The sequence below is a fragment of the Rhizobium sp. SAFR-030 genome (assembly GCF_059415005.1).
On sequence record NZ_JBPFDO010000004.1, the window covers coordinates 104,671 to 117,178 of the forward strand.

A 12,508-nucleotide genomic window follows, 5' to 3' on the forward strand; every position below is an offset into this window, starting at 1 on the left:
TCATGCCCGACACGGCATGGCAGCATTACGTCCCGCCTTGGCCGCGCAGGATGAGGCTGCTGGGACAAACGGCGCGAACATCTTGACCTCGACCCCGACCTCGCCAGCAGGCCGGCAAAGACCTGGAGCCTAACGCATGCGCGTGCTTGTTCTGCATTCCCACCCGGTCGAAGAGAGCTACGGTAAGGCGCTGTTCCGGCAGACCTGCGCGAGCCTTGCTGAAGCCGGTCACGAGGTCGACGCCTGCGATCTCTACGCTGAAGGTTTTGATCCGGTTCTCTCCGCGCATGGCCGCCGCATCTATCATGACTATCCCGACAACATCGGCGGCGTCGAAACCCATGTCGAGCGACTGAAGAGAGCGGAAGGGCTGGTCATCTGCACGCCGGTCTGGAACTTCGGCTTTCCGGCCATGCTGAAGGGTTATTTCGACCGTGTCTGGCTGCCAGGCGTCTCCTTCGCTCTGGAGGACGGCAGGCTGACGCCGACGCTCCGCCATATCCGCAAGCTCGCGGCGGTCCTCACCTATGGCGGCACGCCAATGCGTGCCTTTCTGGTCGGCAACCCGCCGAAGAAGATCATCAAGCGGGTCATCCGGGCGCAGATCAAGGTGGGCGCGCCGGTGCGCTTCCTCGCCCATTACGACATGAACAACTGCACCGAAGAGACGCGCGCCGCCTTCCTCGCCAGGGTTCGTGTCGAGATGGAGCGGTTTTGAGCGGGTCCGACGATAGTGTTGACTTGCCTGCACGAGGTGGACGAGGCGAACGCCGGCCTGCGGTCAGCTCTCGAACAGATCGGAATGGCTACTCAAACCGCCTAAACCTTTAGTTAAATCTTACCGGCTATTAATCTCTTCGAACAAGAGGTTAAGCGATGCGTATTGCGTTCTTCATCGCCCTTCTGGTTCTTGCCGGCTGCGGAACCGCGCCGAGCAGGATCGACAATGCCTGCGCCATCTTTGCGCAGCGTGATGGGCTCTTCAACAACTGGGCACGCGACGCTAGACATGCATCGCGCGAATACGGCGTGCCGGTACCGGTGCTGATGGCAACGATCTACACCGAATCCAGCTTCCGCGCCCATGCACGACCCAAGCGCACCTACATTCTTGGCTTCATTCCCTGGAAACGTGCCTCTTCCGCCTACGGCTACGCTCAAGCGCTCGACGGAACATGGGCGAGCTACAAGCGGGAAACCGGGCGGTGGAACGCCAGCCGCAGCGATTTCGGCGACGCCATCCACTTCGTCGCCTGGTACCACAACAAGAGCAACCGGCGGAACGGCATCTCGCTCGGCGATGGCTACCGGCTCTACCTCGCCTATTATGCCGGCCACGCGGGCTATGAGCGCGGCCAGTTCACCTCTGGCATACGAGGCGCCGCCCAGAGATCGGCACGCATGGCCAGCCAGTACGAGCGCCAATTGCGGGCCTGCGGGTACTAGATTTTCAATCGGAAAGCTTGGCGGCTGTCACCTCCACCTCGACCAGAAATTCCGGTCGGGTGAAGCCGCTGACGATCAGCAGCGTCGAGACCGGTTTCGGATCGAGCGTGTAGCGGTCGCGGACAGCCATGTAGGGTGCGAAATTCTCGCGCCGGGTAACGAAGCCGGAGATGCGGATGACATCAGCAAAGCTCATGCCGGCCTCCCGAAGAATGGCGCCGATCGCTTCGAAGCAGAGCTTCGCCTGGCCGGTCACGTCATCCGGGATCATCTCGTCCGGAGCGATACCAAGCTGCCCGGAGGTTACCAGCAGTGATGCGCCGGGCGGCACCAGCAGGCCGTGATTATAGCCGCCGAACGGCTTTCTTACGGATGGCGGGTTGAAGACCTGCTTTGCCGTTGGTGCCATGCTGTCCCTGCGTGATTCTGTGACTATCGAGAGAAGTATAGCCGAGCCGGCTGGGTTCGGAGGAAAATGCGCAGCCGCAGTCTAGCGGAGCATGTTCGAGGGCACACTTTTCGGTGTGCTTGAGTTAAGGCGTCAGACCTTGCCTCTCGAGCGCTTCCACGCGTTGCGCCACATCTCCGACGCTGTGTTCAATGCGAGAAAGCGAGTTCTCAATGATCCTCTGCATGTTGGCAAGCGAGCCGCCAAGCTCCATCTTGACCATCAGTTCGATGTCATCACGCAGCTCTGTTTCGCGCCGCTCGATCCGTCTGGTCAGGTCATAGGTAGCGGTCAAAAGCCTCATCATGTCGGCCAAATCTTGTCGAACTAGGCGCACTTCATCAATCTGAAGCTTTGACTGCTTTGCCAAGAATTCGAGGCTGATATTTTCCGTGGTCATGCTGTACGTGCTCCACGTCAAATCGCTATTCGCTCATTTTGCCATCCCCACGTCTCCGATGGTGCTGGCACACCTGCTCAGGCATGTCGCCACAGAATATCATAGTCTGGGGCAAGGCTGCACCCCTCTACTGTCTGAACCGACAGTAATGGGGTGTTCCCCTCACGCGCCGTGGGGCGCCAGGAACGTCTTGATCGCATCGATTTCGTTCGGGCGGATCTCGTGACCGCCGGAATGCCATTCAGTCGTCACCTCGTCGCCGTTGGCGATAAAGTAATCGGCAAGCGCCCGGGTGAGCGGCACCGGGCAGATCGGGTCGTGTTCACCAGCGGTGATCAGCACCCGCGACGACCCTGGTCGTGGCTCAGGCTGGAACGGGATCAGCGGATGCATCAGCACCGAGGCATCGAACAGGCCCGGCTTTTCCACCAGCACGTTGGCGAGAATGTTGGCACCGTTGGAGAAGCCGAGGCCAATCAACGGCCCCGCCTGATAGTGCGCCCGGTTGGCCTCGACGAAATCCGCCATCCGCTCGGTTGCCCGGGCCAGGTCGTCGAGATCGTACAGGCCTTCGGCCTTGCGGCGGAAGAAGCGGGCGGCGCCGTGCTCGGAGACGTCGCCGCGCGGCGAGATCACCGTCGCGTCCGGCAGCAGGCGGCTGCCGAAATCGAAGAACTGGTTCTCGTCGCCGCCCGTCCCGTGCAGGACGACCAGGATGGGTGCGCCCGGTTTGCCGGGTCGCACCTTGTGAACATAGCTGTCCTTGCTCATGATCCTGTCCTTCAGCCTTCCAGCTTTTCCAGATGCTCTTCCAGATAGGAGCGCAGATGGGCGTGCTGGGTCGGCAGTTTCAGGGCTTCGCCCAGGTGTGCCGTGTCCTCGTCGCGGTCGAAGCCGGGCTCGTTGGTGGCAACTTCAAAGAGGACGCCGCCCGGCGTGCGGAAATAGATGGCCCAGAAGTAATCGCGGTCGATGACCGGGGTAACCTGGTAGCCGGTATCCATCAGCGCCTTGCGGACTTCGAGCTGCTTTTCGCGGTTCTCCACGGCAAAGGCGATGTGATGAACGGAGCCGGCGCCGAGATGGGCGCTGGCGATGTTGGGCATCGTCTCTATATCGATGACATCAGCGCCGTTGCCGCCGGGAACGGCAAGCCGCACGACGCCATCGCGGCGATCGACTTCCTGGTAGCCCATGAACTTCAGGAGTTCAGCCGTCGCCCCTTCGTCCCGCAGGCGCAGCGACGCCGAATGGAAACCGCGGATCGCATGATCTTCGGAGACGCCATTGCCGGTCCACGACGGACGCGTATCGTCCCGCACTTCAGACAGCGCGAAACCATCGCCGTCCGGGCCGAAGAACTGCAGCCGCTTTTCACCAAAGGCCTCATCGGTCTTCAGTTCAAGGCTGCCCTTGGCGGCCAGGCGTTCGCCCCAGAAGCCGAGCGATCCTTCCGGAACGGAAAACACCGTGGTGCCGACTTCGCCGGTGCCGGGACGGCCCTTCGACATATGCGGGAACGGGAAATAGGTCATCACCGAGCCGGGCGTGCCGATCTCGTCACCGTAGTAGAGATGGTAGACGTCCGGGGCGTCGAAGTTCACCGTCTTCTTGACGCGGCGAAGGCCGAGCGTATCGGTGAAGAAGCTGTTGTTGGTACGGGCGTTGCCAGCCATCGATGTGACATGGTGCAAGCCCTTGATCTGGTCGAGCATGATGAAACCCCTTGTCTCTGAAGCAATCGGATCAGCCGTTTGCTTGTCTGGGGCTAAGATGGCGGCAAGCATGCCTCGTGCATAGAGTGAACAATCCGAACGCATCGTTCACAAAATAACACTTCGGTTCGCATTACGGTCCCTCGCTCGGCACCTCAGGCAGTTGCCAATCCACCGGCTCTCGGCCGTTGGAGATCAGATAGGCATTCGCCTGCGAGAAATGCCGGCTGCCGAAGAAGCCGTTATGCGCCGACAGAGGCGACGGATGCGGTGCCTTCAGCACCAGATGGCGGCGCTGGTCGACAAAGGCCGCCTTCTTCTGCGCGTAGGCGCCCCAGAGCATGAACACGACATGACTGCACTGCTCGTTCACCGCGCGGATAACGGCATCGGTGAATTTTTCCCAGCCCTTGCCCTGGTGTGAGGCAGCCTGCGCCTGCTCCACCGTCAGCACGCTGTTGAGAAGCAGCACGCCCTGTCTCGCCCAGTGTTCGAGAAAGCCGTGCTTTGCCGGCGGAATGCCCAGATCCGTCTGCATCTCCTTGTAGATGTTGACGAGCGACGGTGGCGTGCGGACGCCTGGGCGGACGCTGAAGCACAGGCCATGCGCCTGGCCCTCGCCGTGGTAGGGATCCTGGCCGAGGATGACCACCTTGACGTTCGGCAGCGGCGTGAGATCAAGCGCGCGGAAATACTCCGGTCCCCGCGGAAAGATCCGTTTTCCGGCCTCCCTCTCGGCTACCAGGAAACTGCGCAGCGTGCCCATGTAGGGGCTGCCGAACTCGGCGCCGAGCGCCTGCTTCCAGCTTTCCTCGATCTTGATTGCGCCATCCGGCATGCCGCTCTCCTCTCGCGTCCTGATCTCACTGCAGGTGGAAGTTTGCCTTCGAATGCCAGTCCCAGGCAGAGCGGATGATGTCGTGCAGCGAGTATTGCGGCTCCCAGCCGAGGATGGCCTTAGCCTTGTCGTTATTGGCGACCAGGGTGGTCGAATCGCCGTCCCGTCGCCCGACATACTCGACCGGGAACGGCCGGCCGGACACGTCGGAGATAGCCCCCAGCAGTTCCTTCACCGTGGTGCCCGTGCCAGTGCCGAGGTTGAGTTCCACCGTTTCGCCGCCCGCCAGCAGGTAGTCGACGGCCCGCACATGGGCGTCGGCAAGATCCAGCACATGGATGTAATCGCGCACGCAGGTGCCGTCGCGGGTGTCGTAGTCGTCGCCGAAAACCTTGAACCCTTGGCGGCGACCCAGCGCCGCCTCGATGGCGAGCGGAATGGCGTGCGTTTCCGGCGTATGCCATTCGCCGATGCGACCTTCGAAATCGGCGCCGGCGGCGTTGAAGTAGCGCAGCATGACCGAGCGAAGCCCCTTGTAGGTGCCGTAATCCTTCAGCGCCTGCTCAATGATGAACTTGGTGCGACCGTAGGGGTTGATCGGCGCCTGAGGATGGGTCTCGTCCATCGGCACCTGCTGCGGCAGGCCATAGGTGGCGCAGGTCGACGAGAAGACGAAGGCGCCGACGCCCGCATCCATCGCCGCAGACAGAAGCGTCAGCGCGCCGATGACGTTGTTGTCGTAGAAGGCGACCGGGTTCTTCACCGATTCGCCGACCTCGATCAGCGCTGCGAAATGCAGGACGGCATCCGGCTTGTGCTTGGCGAACACCTCGTCCAGGCGGGCGCGATCGCGGATGTCGCCCTGTTCCAGAGGCCCCCATTTGACGAATTCCGCATGACCATTGGTGAGGTTGTCGAAGACGATGGGCTGGTAGCCGCGTTCGGCGAGAAGCAGGCAGTTGTGCGAGCCGATATAGCCGGCACCGCCGACGACGAGAACCTTCTTCTGGGACATGGACAGCAGCAACTCCGTTGAACGTCGGCGGCACTATAGTCGGCAAAAGCGAGAACACCACCCCGCAGGCGATGGGTGCAGCCGGCACGCCATCGACGTTCCGGAACCGCATGACGGCAGAGCGATTTCCCCTTGCATGAACATCCGCTAAGGATAGGGCGAACGACGATGAGAGGTTTCGATGCGGTTGCTGTTTCTGGCGCTTGGCTGGCTGTTCGTGGCGCTTGGCGTGATCGGCGCCTTCCTGCCGCTGCTGCCGACGACGCCGTTCCTGCTGCTGGCGCTCGCCTGCTTCACCCGCTCATCCCCGCGCCTTGAAGCGTGGCTGATGGAGCATCCGCGCTTTGGCCCGCCGCTCCGGAACTGGCGGCGCCATGGCGCGATCTCACGCCGGGCAAAGATTGCCGCCGTCTCGCTGATGAGCCTCAGCTACCTGATCTTTCTCGCCGGCACATCGCCACCGCTCTGGCGGGCCGTGCTGGTGCTGGCGGTAATGGGCGGCTCGTCTCTCTTTATCGTCACGCGTCCGGAGGCGAGCTGAAAAGAGCTGCTGTTCCAGTGCAAGGAGATTTGCCGATGTATATCGCCATGAACCGCTTCCGGGTGGTGCCGGGTTTCGAAGAAGCCTTCGAGGAGATGTGGCGCAACCGAGAGCGCCATCTCTCGACAGTGCCGGGCTATCTCGAATTCCGCATGCTGAAGGGGCCGAAGCACGACGATCATTCGCTCTACGCGTCACACACGATCTGGCAAAACCAGGAAGCCTTCACCGCCTGGACGAAGTCCGAGCAGTTCCGTGCGGCGCATGCGCGCGCCGGTGAAAGCCGCGGCAAGATCGAGTATCTGTCGGGGCCGCAATTCGAGGGCTTCGAGGTGATTATCCACGAGGGGCATGACGGCAAGCCGTCGCCGGGCTGAATGATCCGCAGATCATCGCGTCCGGCCGGAACGTCCCGATCCCGTCAGGAACCCTGTTCCTGACGCTCGCCGTCTTCCAGAAGACCGGCGATGGGAGCGCAGTTGGGATCGTTGCGGTCCAGAAGGCTCGCCGGAGATGTCCAGCCGAAGGTCACACCAACCGCGGTCACGACGGCCCAGACCGGCTCTGAACCCGCCCTCTGGATCAGCTTCGGAGCGTGGGTGGAGATGCATTCCCGAGCCTGCTGGACGGTTTCACTCGTCGCGTTGACGCGTTCGAGATGAGTCTGAACTTCCGCCTGAACGGGATTGAGGAGGAAGATGGTGATGAACCAAGCGGCGATGTCGGAGAGCATGATCTGGCCTTCAGGTCGACGTCGATGTCGTAAAGAGAGGTCCGACATCGTGAAAGCGTCGATCTTTCACCAGAGGGGCCCGGACCACCGGGTCGACACGGATGTGGGGATCGCGACGGCGCCGTTCAAGACAGGGCGGTTCACGACAGTCCGTTGATCGTCAGTCGGTGGCAGGGCCTGTGTTCAATCCTTGGAAGCGTGCTGCGGCTTTCCCTTGCGGCTGGTCGACGCCATGTCGTGAAGCTCCTTCTCCGACATGGACTTCTCCATGCCCTTCGAGGCGCCCTTCAGATCGCTCTTCTTGGTGTCGCCGCGCTTGGCAGACAGCGCCGCGCCGGCGGCCTTCTGTTGTGCTTTGGATTTCGCAGGCATGTCTCGGTCCTCCGTTCGATCCGGCATCATTCAGTGCCGGAAACCGTAAAACGGACCTGCCTTTGCCTTCGTTCCCGCAAGGATCCTGCATTTGCAAGGGAACACCTGGGCCATGCTTCGGGTTTCCAGACCAGGAGCCTAAGAGGCCCCGCCAATCGAAAGGATCCAGCAATGGCCACCAAAGACAACATGGACAGCCGTGACAAGATGACCGACGACGAAGGTTCGCGCCGCTTTGCCGAGGATGGCCGCGAACGTTCGGAAGACGCACTGCACGCGCAGATGGACGAGACCAACATCAAGGCCGTGCAGGAAGCCTCGCGTCTGGGCGGCGGCGACACCTATCTGGTGAAGAGCGATCTCGAGGACCTCGACGAACGGCTCGACGGCGACATGCCCGATGGCCGGCCGAGCCCGATGGCGAACGCCGACAATCCGGAACGCTGACCGGTCAGGCTGCCGACCGGCGGAACCGTTTCCGCCGCTCCGCAGTTCCTCTGCGCCTCAACCGGAGACGACTGCATGACGATCCACGACCCAGCCGATGCGACGCCCAAGACCGGCGACACACCGGAGCTTCTGACGCCTCAGCTCGCCCCGGCCATCCCGGATATCGAGGCGAAGGCCGCGCCGACGCTCGCCAGCGCCGAAGCCGAAGCCTTCGTGCTGGAAGCGCTGGAAGAATTAGTCGCCTCGCGCATCCCGTATCTGCTGGCCGGCACATTTGCAGTCAGCGCCTATACCGGGATCTCGCGTCCGACCAAGGATCTCGACATCTTCTGCAAGGCAGGCGACTTCAACCGCATTCTCGCGCACTTCAAGTCGAAGGGTTACCAGATCGAGGTGGAAGACGACCGCTGGCTCGGCAAGGTCATTAAAGGCAACCTGTTCTTCGACGTCATCTTTGCCGGCTCCAACGGTACGATGCCGATCGGCGACCAGTGGTTCGAGAATGCCAGGCAGGTCGAGATGAACGGCCACAAGGTGCGCATCACCGCGCCGACCGAGCTCATCTGGTCAAAATGCTTCGTGCAGCTCCGTCACCGCTATGATGGCGCCGACGTCGTCCACGTGATCCTCAAGGCGCACGACCAGATCGACTGGAAGCGATTGCTCGGACACATGGAAGTGCACTGGGAAGTGCTGCTGATCCACCTCCTGAACTTCCGCTGGATCTACCCGACCGAGCGCGACAAGATCCCCGACTGGCTGATGGACGAGCTTCTCGACCGGCTGGCCGCGCAGCGACAGCTGCCTTTGCCGCAGATGAAGATCTGCCGTGGCCGAATGTTCTCGCGCATCGATTTCGACATCGACGTGAAGGAGTGGGGGTTTGCCGATGTCGGCGGCGAAGGCGAAATGCGACAGGACCAGGAAGGAGCGCTGCTGTGAACGATCCAGTGACACCTGAGACCGCTAGCCAGTCGACGGCGGGCGAACCGACCGTGAAGCCGGTTCGCATCGCAGCGGTTGCCGACCTGCACGTCAAGGAGACGGGTTCCGCCTCCTACAAGGAACTGTTCGCCGAGATCTCCTCAGTTGCCGATATCCTGGTCATGGCCGGCGACCTCACCGACCTCGGAAAGCGCAAGGAGGCCGAACTGCTGGCCGCTGACCTGCGCGCCTGTTCGATCCCGGTGGTCGCGGTGCTCGGCAACCACGATTACGAATGCGGCGATGTCGACGAAGTGCGGTCGGTGCTGAAGGATGCCGGCGTCAACCTTCTGGAAGGCCAGGCGGTGGAGATCAACGGCATCGGCTTTGCCGGCGTCAAGGGATTTGCCGGCGGCTTCGGGCGCCACATGCTGGGCAGCTTCGGCGAACCGGCGATCAAGGCGATGGTGGCGGAGAGCGTCGAGGAAACCATGCGGCTTGAAAATGCGCTGCGCCAGGTGCGCTCCGAGCGGGCGATGGTCGTACTCCACTATGCACCGATCGCCGAGACCGTCGATGGCGAGCCGAAAGAAATCTACCCCTTCCTCGGCTCCTCGCGGCTGGCGGAAACCATCGATCGCTTCCCGGTCAGCGCCGTCGTCCATGGCCATGCCCATCGCGGCCAGTATCAGGGCCGGACGCCTGGTGGTGCGCCGGTCTACAATGTCGCGGCGCATATCGAAAAGCCGACCGGACGGCCCTACGCACTGCTTGAACTCTGACAATTTTCGCCGCAGCCCAACAGGCTGCGGAACCGCCAAGGCACAGCCGAGTTTCGAGCCACGATCTTCCCTGTCTGCGTCGGAGGCGCACAACGTTGACCATACCCACATCCACCTACCGGATTCAGTTTCGCAACGGCATGACCTTCGACCGGGCCGTTGAACTCGTGCCCTACATCAAGCGGATGGGCATCAGCCATCTCTATGCCTCGCCGGTGTTCACCGCCGCCCCGGGATCAACGCACGGGTACGACGTAGCCGACGCCAACGCCTTCGAGCCTGAACTTGGTGGCCGCGAAGGCTTCGAACGTCTGTCGACGGCGCTGAAGCAGGCCGGCCTCGGCCTGATCCTCGACATCGTGCCGAACCACATGGCCGCCGGCCTGGAAAACCGCTGGTGGCGGAGCATCGTCGAATGGGGCAGCGACAGCCGCTTCGGACATTTCTTCGACGTCGACTGGACCCGCCGGCTGACCTTGCCGTTCCTCGGCGACGATTTCGACGCGGTGCTCGCTTCGGGCGATGTGTCGCTGATCTTCGACCGCGACGCCGGCACCCTGGCACTTGCCTATTTCGAGAGCCACTACCCACTGAACCCGGGCACCTACAGGGCTGCCCTGGACGGCATCGACCTGCCGCTCGCCGACCAGATCCGCCAGCTGGCCTCGCGGGCATCGCCGCAGGCGGAAGACGACTTCCACGCCAGCATGCGCAGCCTTGCGAGCGATGAGGGCGCTGATCGTCTGGACGCGGCGCTGAAGGAAATCTCCGGCAACCGGCAACGGCTTGCAGCCCTGCACGATGCGCAGTCCTGGCGGCTGATGTCCTGGCGCGACGCGCCGAAGGATCTCAGCTACCGGCGCTTCTTCGAGATCACCGGCCTCGGCGGCCTGCGGGTCGAGGACGAGGAGGTGTTCGAGGCGAGCCACGCGCTGATCCTCGAACTGGTGCTATCGGGCAAGGTGGACGGGCTTCGCATCGACCACGTTGATGGCCTGGCGGATCCGCGCGCCTATCTCACCCGCCTACGCCAGGCTGTCGGACCCGACTGCTACCTGATCGTCGAGAAGATCCTGGCGCATGGCGAAAAACTGCCCTCCGACTGGCCGATCTCCGGAACGACCGGCTACGAGTTCATCGCCTCGCTGTCGGACGTCATGATGCACCCGCAGGCGCTCGAGCGTTTCTCCGCCCAGTATTCCGACCTTCTGGATGCGCCGCTCGACGTCGATGCCGAGGCGCGCGACGCCAAGGCCATGATGGCCGACGTCAATTTTGCCGGGGAAGTGGCACGGCTGGTCGGCATCGCCAAGGCGATCGGCGAGAAGCACAACGATCGCTCGGCACCGAACGACGAGGCGCTCCGCTCGGCGATCCGGGCGCTTTTGATCGCCTTCCCGGTCTATCGCACCTATGGCAACCGGATGGGCCTCGAGCCGGCCGATCGCCAGCGGCTGACCGACGTGATGGACGCCGTCCGCAAGGGTCCAAACCCGCCGGAAGAGACGGCGCTGATGTTTATCGGCCGCATCCTCGCAGCCGATGTCGAGCAGTCCGCCGACGGGCTGGCGAGCGAGTTCCGTATGCGCTTCCAGCAACTGACCGGTCCGCTGATGGCGAAATCCGTCGAGGACACGCTGTTCTTTCGCGTAAACCCGCTGATCGCACTGAACGAAGTCGGCAGCGAGCCGCATCCGCGCCGGTTCGGCCTCGACGTCTTTCATGCCGACATGCAGGCGCGCCTGACGGAACAGCCGGCCGGTCTCTCGGGCAGCTCGACCCACGATACCAAGCGCGGCGAAGATGCGCGCGCCCGGCTCTACGCACTCGGCGAAGCGCGGGACCTCTGGCGCGAATCCTTCGACGCCTGGCGGCAGATGAACCGCGCCGCCGTCGTTTCTCTTAACGATGGTCCGGCCCCGGAACCCGCCGTCGAGTGGCTGATCTACCAGTCGATGGTCGGGGTCTGGCCACAGGAGATCGACACGCAAGATGCCGAGGCTCTGAAGGCGCTTGAGGAGCGGTTCCTCGGCTATCTTGAAAAGGCTCTGCGGGAAGCCAAGTTGCGCACCAACTGGAGCGACCAGAACGCCGGCTACGAGAAGGCCGTCATGGGCTATGCGAGCCACCTGCTTGGGGCTGGCGGCGCAGCGTTCCGACGTGATTTCGTCAAGCGCATGCAGCCGGTCTTCGATGCCGGGGCACTGAACAGCCTCACCCAGACGCTGATCAAGCTGACGGCGCCCGGCATTCCAGACATCTACCAGGGCAGCGAGGGGCTCGACCTGTCGCTCGTCGACCCCGACAACCGCCGCATGCCCGCGTTCGACACGCTGACCTCCGGCGTCGAGGTGAGCGCCGATCGAGCGTCTGTCGAAGGGATCGCCGACGGCCGACTGAAGCAGCAACTGATTTCCAGGATCCTCCCGCTGCGCCAGCAGTATGCCGACCTCTTCCTGCACGGGGACTACATTCCGATGCAGGCGACCGGCGAAAAGGCGGAGCACATCGTCGCTTTCGGTCGCCACCACGATGAGCGCAAGCTGATGGTTGTGGCGCCGCGGCTGATGCTCGATGCAATGCTTGACGGAAACCGGATGCCCTCGCCGAATTTCTGGCAGGCAACCGGCATCGACCTTCCTGCCCAGTTTTCCGGCGGCACCTACAAGGACGTGTTGACCGGGCAGACGGTGGAGAGCGCCAACCTGCAGCTATCGAAGCTTTTCGCGCAGTACCCGTTCGCCGTCCTGCTCTCGCAGTAGAACTCCAGTGATAATGCACCGGCGCCCTCCGATCCGGGGGCGCCGACCAACGTCTACTCAGCGCCCGAAATGAAAAAAGCGC

The 12,508-nt window shown here is 62.7% G+C and carries 16 protein-coding genes; 8 read left to right on the forward strand and 8 right to left on the reverse strand.

Annotation, left to right across the window (positions count from 1 at the left end):
* Positions 1-136 precede the first annotated feature (136 nt).
* Both ACR65N_RS13405 and ACR65N_RS13410 read left to right on the forward strand, forming a co-directional pair.
* Positions 137-718 (forward strand): NAD(P)H-dependent oxidoreductase, encoded by a 582-nt coding sequence (locus ACR65N_RS13405; RefSeq protein WP_440457430.1) that lies wholly within the window; start codon positions 137-139, stop codon positions 716-718.
* Positions 719-876: 158 nt separating this feature from the next.
* Entirely contained in the window at positions 877-1,446 is a 570-nt protein-coding gene (locus ACR65N_RS13410) for a transglycosylase SLT domain-containing protein (protein ID WP_440457431.1), read from the forward strand.
* Positions 1,447-1,450: 4 nt separating this feature from the next.
* On the opposite strand, the gene ACR65N_RS13415 is transcribed toward ACR65N_RS13410, so the two are convergent.
* The 6 genes from ACR65N_RS13415 to galE form a co-directional block, all read right to left on the reverse strand.
* Positions 1,451-1,855: a RidA family protein gene (locus tag ACR65N_RS13415; RefSeq protein ID WP_440457432.1), complete on the reverse strand. Its 405-nt coding sequence runs from the start codon at positions 1,853-1,855 to the stop codon at positions 1,451-1,453.
* 124 nt (positions 1,856-1,979) lie between these two features.
* Positions 1,980-2,294, reverse strand: coding sequence for a hypothetical protein (locus ACR65N_RS13420; protein ID WP_440457433.1), 315 nt, complete (start codon positions 2,292-2,294; stop codon positions 1,980-1,982).
* Positions 2,295-2,456: 162 nt separating this feature from the next.
* Positions 2,457-3,065 carry an alpha/beta hydrolase gene (locus ACR65N_RS13425; protein WP_440457434.1) on the reverse strand — a complete coding sequence of 203 codons (609 nt, stop codon included), beginning with the start codon at positions 3,063-3,065 and terminating at the stop codon, positions 2,457-2,459.
* A gap of 11 nt (positions 3,066-3,076) precedes the next feature.
* A complete protein-coding gene (locus ACR65N_RS13430; RefSeq protein ID WP_440457435.1) occupies positions 3,077-4,009 on the reverse strand; it encodes a VOC family protein in 933 nt (310 codons plus the stop codon).
* A gap of 133 nt (positions 4,010-4,142) precedes the next feature.
* On the reverse strand, positions 4,143-4,847 hold the full coding sequence (gene ung / locus ACR65N_RS13435; protein ID WP_440457436.1) for a uracil-DNA glycosylase: 705 nt from the start codon (positions 4,845-4,847) through the stop codon (positions 4,143-4,145).
* A 25-nt stretch (positions 4,848-4,872) separates the two neighbouring features.
* A complete protein-coding gene (gene galE, locus ACR65N_RS13440; protein ID WP_440457437.1) occupies positions 4,873-5,862 on the reverse strand; it encodes a UDP-glucose 4-epimerase GalE in 990 nt (329 codons plus the stop codon).
* Positions 5,863-6,043: 181 nt separating this feature from the next.
* Here galE and ACR65N_RS13445 point away from each other — a divergent pair, with 181 nt between their 5' ends.
* On the forward strand, positions 6,044-6,403 hold the full coding sequence (locus ACR65N_RS13445; protein ID WP_430304419.1) for a YbaN family protein: 360 nt from the start codon (positions 6,044-6,046) through the stop codon (positions 6,401-6,403).
* Positions 6,404-6,438: 35 nt separating this feature from the next.
* Positions 6,439-6,780 carry a heme-degrading protein HmuQ gene (gene hmuQ / locus ACR65N_RS13450; protein WP_440457438.1) on the forward strand — a complete coding sequence of 114 codons (342 nt, stop codon included), beginning with the start codon at positions 6,439-6,441 and terminating at the stop codon, positions 6,778-6,780.
* Positions 6,781-6,824: 44 nt separating this feature from the next.
* Here the strand turns inward: hmuQ and ACR65N_RS13455 are convergent, their stop codons facing one another.
* Together ACR65N_RS13455 and ACR65N_RS13460 are read right to left on the reverse strand one after the other, a co-directional pair.
* A complete protein-coding gene (locus ACR65N_RS13455; protein WP_440457439.1) occupies positions 6,825-7,136 on the reverse strand; it encodes a hypothetical protein in 312 nt (103 codons plus the stop codon).
* Positions 7,137-7,319: 183 nt separating this feature from the next.
* Entirely contained in the window at positions 7,320-7,508 is a 189-nt protein-coding gene (locus ACR65N_RS13460; RefSeq protein WP_430304422.1) for a DUF3008 family protein, read from the reverse strand.
* 171 nt (positions 7,509-7,679) lie between these two features.
* On the opposite strand from ACR65N_RS13460, the gene ACR65N_RS13465 reads away from it, so the two are divergent.
* The 4 genes from ACR65N_RS13465 to treY all read left to right on the forward strand — a co-directional run bounded on the left by ACR65N_RS13465 (position 7,680) and on the right by treY (position 12,426).
* Positions 7,680-7,955 (forward strand): hypothetical protein, encoded by a 276-nt coding sequence (locus tag ACR65N_RS13465; protein ID WP_430304423.1) that lies wholly within the window; start codon positions 7,680-7,682, stop codon positions 7,953-7,955.
* A gap of 165 nt (positions 7,956-8,120) precedes the next feature.
* Positions 8,121-8,900, forward strand: coding sequence for a nucleotidyltransferase family protein (locus ACR65N_RS13470; RefSeq protein ID WP_430304998.1), 780 nt, complete (start codon positions 8,121-8,123; stop codon positions 8,898-8,900).
* A gap of 53 nt (positions 8,901-8,953) precedes the next feature.
* On the forward strand, positions 8,954-9,664 hold the full coding sequence (locus ACR65N_RS13475) for a metallophosphoesterase family protein (protein WP_430304999.1): 711 nt from the start codon (positions 8,954-8,956) through the stop codon (positions 9,662-9,664).
* Between the two features lie 95 nt (positions 9,665-9,759).
* On the forward strand, positions 9,760-12,426 hold the full coding sequence (gene treY / locus ACR65N_RS13480; RefSeq protein WP_440457440.1) for a malto-oligosyltrehalose synthase: 2,667 nt from the start codon (positions 9,760-9,762) through the stop codon (positions 12,424-12,426).
* Positions 12,427-12,508: the final 82 nt, after the last annotated feature.

Bases quoted from the DNA above. Each gene is read 5' to 3' on its own strand.
- ACR65N_RS13405 (WP_440457430.1), top strand. From the start codon at position 137: ATGCGCGTGCTTGTTCTGCATTCCCACCCGGTCGAAGAGAGCTACGGT.
- ACR65N_RS13410 (WP_440457431.1), top strand. From the start codon at position 877: ATGCGTATTGCGTTCTTCATCGCCCTTCTGGTTCTTGCCGGCTGCGGA.
- ACR65N_RS13415 (WP_440457432.1), bottom strand. From the start codon at position 1,855: ATGGCACCAACGGCAAAGCAGGTCTTCAACCCGCCATCCGTAAGAAAG.
- ACR65N_RS13420 (WP_440457433.1), bottom strand. From the start codon at position 2,294: ATGACCACGGAAAATATCAGCCTCGAATTCTTGGCAAAGCAGTCAAAG.
- ACR65N_RS13425 (WP_440457434.1), bottom strand. From the start codon at position 3,065: ATGAGCAAGGACAGCTATGTTCACAAGGTGCGACCCGGCAAACCGGGC.
- ACR65N_RS13430 (WP_440457435.1), bottom strand. From the start codon at position 4,009: ATGCTCGACCAGATCAAGGGCTTGCACCATGTCACATCGATGGCTGGC.
- ung (WP_440457436.1), bottom strand. From the start codon at position 4,847: ATGCCGGATGGCGCAATCAAGATCGAGGAAAGCTGGAAGCAGGCGCTC.
- galE (WP_440457437.1), bottom strand. From the start codon at position 5,862: ATGTCCCAGAAGAAGGTTCTCGTCGTCGGCGGTGCCGGCTATATCGGC.
- ACR65N_RS13445 (WP_430304419.1), top strand. From the start codon at position 6,044: ATGCGGTTGCTGTTTCTGGCGCTTGGCTGGCTGTTCGTGGCGCTTGGC.
- hmuQ (WP_440457438.1), top strand. From the start codon at position 6,439: ATGTATATCGCCATGAACCGCTTCCGGGTGGTGCCGGGTTTCGAAGAA.
- ACR65N_RS13455 (WP_440457439.1), bottom strand. From the start codon at position 7,136: ATGCTCTCCGACATCGCCGCTTGGTTCATCACCATCTTCCTCCTCAAT.
- ACR65N_RS13460 (WP_430304422.1), bottom strand. From the start codon at position 7,508: ATGCCTGCGAAATCCAAAGCACAACAGAAGGCCGCCGGCGCGGCGCTG.
- ACR65N_RS13465 (WP_430304423.1), top strand. From the start codon at position 7,680: ATGGCCACCAAAGACAACATGGACAGCCGTGACAAGATGACCGACGAC.